The following is a 4586-nucleotide window of genomic DNA, read 5'->3' as shown; positions in this document are numbered from 1 at the left end:
GTAAATTTTCTAACAATAACGAGTTGGCATATGCAAATGAGTAATTGCACTCGTTTCATATACCAGTTTTATTGTGGATTTTCCATTCTGCAACCTAAAATTCATCCATTTAGACATAAGATGGCGCATAGTAACAACCCTGTGTAATCTCTCAAAAATCTATAGTTTTGCAGAAAGAAACGAATACAATGGGAAAGAACCCTTACATAGAGTTGGCAGAATGCCTGTTCTAGAAGAAATGGTTAAGTATTTCAAAAGTGTAAAAGTAGAGAAAACCGCACATACCCTTGATGTCACGTTAAAGGAACGAGATAATGGCTTTGACGGATATCCGGCAGAGGGTCTTCGTCCCAACGGCTTCTATGAAGAAAGTGCAGTCAAGGATTCCTAACAGGGGACATAAGATGACGTTCCATATAAAGCGCTTTTAATTCCGTCAACAGGTGAACAAAAATTTCCTTCTATACTTTTCCATTTCTTGAGTATTCCTTTCTGATTTTCCTCCTCAAGAGCCTACAACGCTTTCGATTTCTGTTTCGTCATTTCCAAGAATACTAAAGTTCCAAAGAATTCTCTTTCAGCAAGAAATCAAAAATACTCATCGTTGTAATTCCCTGTTCATCCCGTGTCACCGGACACTCCTCACCAAGAACTATAATCTTCTTGAAAGAATCTTCCACCTTTAATAACGAAGCCCGTTCCTGCTTTATTTTTTCTTCGGACTCCATTCTATACGCAGATTGAATGTAGTACCTACGGCTTCCCAAATTGCAGACGAAGTCCACTTCTAAATTGGCACGTTGTGGCTTTCCTTCCTCATTCTTTGTGTAAGTGGGCACTGTACCGACATCCACATTGAAGCCCCGTACACGCATCTCATTGTAGATAAGATTTTCCATCAGATGACTTTTCTCATATTGTCGAAAGTTGATACGAGCATTGCGCAGCCCTAAGTCCATGAAATAATATTTATAGGGAGAATTAACATAGCGTTTGCCTTTTATATCGTAACGGGTAGACTTTTCCACAAGAAACGAATCACACAGATAATCAATGTAATCTTTGATGGTATCGTATGATATTATAGACTTCTTTTCGCTGCGGAAAGTGTTTGCCAGCTTGTTGGGATTGGTCAAGGCACCGATACCAGAAGCCATAATGTTGATAAGTTCCTCCAAATCATCATCCTTGCGTATATCATAGCGGTCTTTAATATCCTTGATGTAAGTCTCGTCAAACAATGTTTTTAAGAACTTTGTCTTTTGTTCTTCCGTTGTATATGACAATATTTGCGGCAATCCACCATACAGCATATATTCATTCAATCCGGCTTGAACCGAACCTTTGTATGCCGACATATATTCGCGAAAACACAAAGGATACATCTTCACCTCATATCCGCGCCCCCGAAATTCCGTAATGATGTCCTTAGATAAAAATTTGGCATTACTACCTGTAACATATACATCCACATGCCGCATCTTTAGGAAACCATTCAGCACATCCTCAAAGTGTTCAAGCATCTGCACCTCATCCAATAAAATATAGTGCATCCGGTCATCCGTAATACGGCTTTCCACGTATGAATACAAATTATCAGGATTACGCAGCCCCCTGTTCTTAAAGTCTTCAAGGTCAACCTTAATGATATGGTCAGGTGCTATTCCTTGTCCTTCAAGATAAGACACAAATATATCAAACAGCAAATACGACTTTCCACATCTGCGCATTCCTGTTATGACTTTAATCATACCGTTCCCCTGTAAGGAAACAAGTTCGTCCAAATAATGATTACGTTGTATCATCGTCGTAGTCGAAAATTATGTGATATTCATCAGAGATTTCGATTACAAAGTTAAGTCCTTTTCCTGAAATGCCAAACAACTAATCGAAAAAAAACGTTACTATACACATATTTTTAGAGTAGAAACAGTGCATTACTCAAAAAATAGTATTACCTTTGCATCAACCAAAAGCCAAAGAGTGGTGCGCAAAACACAGAAAGTATCACACTGCGAAATCGGTGGAGATTATTTGGAAGATTAAAATCCGAAACTGAATATCAGGAGATTACAAGACACAGGTGAGCCCCAGGCGGATCACTTAAAAATCAGGCAGTTATCTAAATAGGATAGCTGCTTTTTTCTTTATAAATACTACGTTTTTCACTCCAAAGTTAAACCAAGAGTTAAACCGGAAATCGTATGAGTGAAACTATAAAAGTAGTGTGTTACAAGTACAAAACTCTTAGTAATGGGGAAAGCCCATTAATGATTCGTATCTGTAAAGACGGAAAAAAGAAGTACCAAAGTCTTGGCATATCCGTTAAAGCGGAACAATGGGACTTTAAGACAAACCAGCCAAAGGATAAATGTCCGAACCGTGAAAGAATAGCCGTTCTCATAAGCGAAAAAATCAATGAGATACAGAAAACCGCTTTGGACAAGAGGATAGCAGGCAAAGACTTTACGGCTACAACTCTTATTGAATCTGCCACAAACAAAACAACCCATAAAACGGTGGGTGAATACTATCTGACCTATATCCGGAACTTGCAGAAAGAGAACAGAATCAGATATGCAGGAATGTTCGAGGTGTCCTATTCGTCTTTTATAAAGTTCAACAAGCATCTTGACATCTCAGTTTTTAGTCAATAGCATCTTCGTATTGAATAAAATATATGCTTTTTTATTCAATATAGAGGTTTAATTGAATAAAAAGAGCTATATTTGCACTCTAATAAGACGGCAATGAAAAATATAATCTTCAATCAAAAGACTGAGCGCGATGAGCTGATGGCTCGTCCGTACCAACAACGGCAAACCAAACATGATGTTGAGGAGCTTCTCACCAATCCGTTGATTAAGCTGATCACCGGGGCACGACGCGTTGGTAAATCTGTGTTTGCATTGCTAATGTTGCAGGGAAAGAACTTTGCCTACCTGAATTTCGATGATGCACAGTTGTTGGAGAATTGGAATGAGGATTTGGTGATGTCGGCTCTTGATGACATATACCCCGGATATGATTATCTACTTCTTGATGAGGTGCAGAACCTGCCCAACTGGGATATGTGGGTAAGCAAATTGTATCGTCGCGGTAAAAATTTAGTTATCACCGGAAGCAACGCAAAACTCCTGAGCAGTGAAATGACGACATCGCTGACCGGACGCTATCTGAAAATAGAAATGCTCCCTTTCAGCCTTGATGAAACAATGAGCTGGAATGACATCGACATTCATGCGCCGCGTGAGGAACAGCTTGCCAAAGCTACCGTACTCGCCGATGATTATATGCGCAACGGCGGTTATCCAGAAACCATAAAGGCGAGAGCCATTACAAAGAACTATCTTTCCACATTGTTTGACTCCATATTGTTGAAAGATGTTGCGAAGCGACATAAGGTAAGGAACACAACCGATTTGTATAACCTTGCCATATACCTACTTTCCAACTTCTGCAACCCGATTTCCTCAAACGAACTTGCGGTAGAGTTAGGACTGTCAAGTGTGGCAACCACCAAGAAATTCTGCGACTATCTTGCCGAGTCTTATCTGTTCTTCTATCTTCCACGCTTCAACAAAAAGCTGAAGCTGATGAAGAAAGCTCCGCGCAAGGTCTATGTAGTGGATAACGGATTTGTGCAGAGCACCGCATTCAATCTCAGCGAGAATCTCGGACGCCTTTTGAAAAACCAGGTGTTCGTGGAACTCATGCGCCGAGGCTATGAACCCGGCAACACATTGTTCTATTACCGCACCCGCAACGACAAGGAGATAGACTTCGTGACCCGTCGCGGCACAAAGGTCGAGCAACTGATCCAAGTATGCTACGACATGACCTCCGAGAAAACCCGCAAGCGCGAACTCGATGCCCTCGTCGAAGCCGCCGAAGAACTCCACTGCGACAACCTCCTCGTCATCACTAATGACTTAGAAGAAATGACTATATGGAGAAATAGCAGCATCAGAATAGTTTCCATCAATCAATTTTAGTCCATCCATTTACACCCAAATAAAATTACGATTATGAGTGTTTTTTATATGAACTCCCGGAAGAAAACGGATTTTTTGATGCCGTATTGACGGTGTTGAAATTGGATCCAAAATATTGAATATCCTCTTTTTTCTTTATAAAAATAACGTTTTACAGCATTTGTGTAAACCAGTGTGTAAACCGGAAAACCGAATGAGTGAAACTTATCAAACATTTTATGATTTTAATGCAACTATCCCACGGCTCTTTCCATTTAAGATAAAAATATAGCCATACTGCCCCTTATCCGGTCCAATGCGAGCCGGGTAATCCGGAGGAACCTACATCCGATTCCTATACAAAAGAATATATTTATGGTAATTATCTGCCATCTGCAACAATTTCGTTGTATCTAATTGAAATATAATGGCTTATGGCGTTGCAGATACCTGTTGCAGATAGGTTGCAGGTCAAGTATCTGCAACATATCTGTTTTAGCTCATGATGGTCTGACAACATGATAAACTACTCTTTCAATCTCACAAGTAAACTCGTATGTTTTGCTATTTTGTATTTGTTGTTACTTCAGAACCACTTTGTTTCAAGGCGCT

The 4586-nt window shown here is 39.9% G+C and carries 4 protein-coding genes; 3 read left to right on the top strand and 1 reads right to left on the bottom strand.

The features are described from left to right. Window positions 1-238: 238 nt before the first annotated feature. Window positions 239-391 (top strand): hypothetical protein, encoded by a 153-nt coding sequence (locus AB9N12_RS00020; protein WP_369888915.1) that lies wholly within the window; start codon window positions 239-241, stop codon window positions 389-391. A 163-nt stretch (window positions 392-554) separates the two neighbouring features. On the opposite strand, the gene AB9N12_RS00015 is transcribed toward AB9N12_RS00020, so the two are convergent. Continuing rightward, window positions 555-1805 (bottom strand): ATP-binding protein, encoded by a 1251-nt coding sequence (locus tag AB9N12_RS00015; protein ID WP_369888914.1) that lies wholly within the window; start codon window positions 1803-1805, stop codon window positions 555-557. A gap of 399 nt (window positions 1806-2204) precedes the next feature. Here AB9N12_RS00015 and AB9N12_RS00010 point away from each other — a divergent pair, with 399 nt between their 5' ends. Beyond that, entirely contained in the window at window positions 2205-2657 is a 453-nt protein-coding gene (locus tag AB9N12_RS00010; protein WP_369888913.1) for an Arm DNA-binding domain-containing protein, read from the top strand. 93 nt (window positions 2658-2750) lie between these two features. After that, window positions 2751-3995 carry an ATP-binding protein gene (locus AB9N12_RS00005; protein WP_369888912.1) on the top strand — a complete coding sequence of 415 codons (1245 nt, stop codon included), beginning with the start codon at window positions 2751-2753 and terminating at the stop codon, window positions 3993-3995. The last annotated feature ends 591 nt before the right edge of the window (window positions 3996-4586 follow it).

Source organism: Bacteroides sp. AN502(2024), assembly GCF_041227145.1.
In the GTDB taxonomy this organism is placed as follows: Bacteria; Bacteroidota; Bacteroidia; order Bacteroidales; family Bacteroidaceae; genus Bacteroides.
Note: the sequence above shows the minus strand (reverse complement) of the source record. Positions and strands in the feature narration are given on the sequence as shown.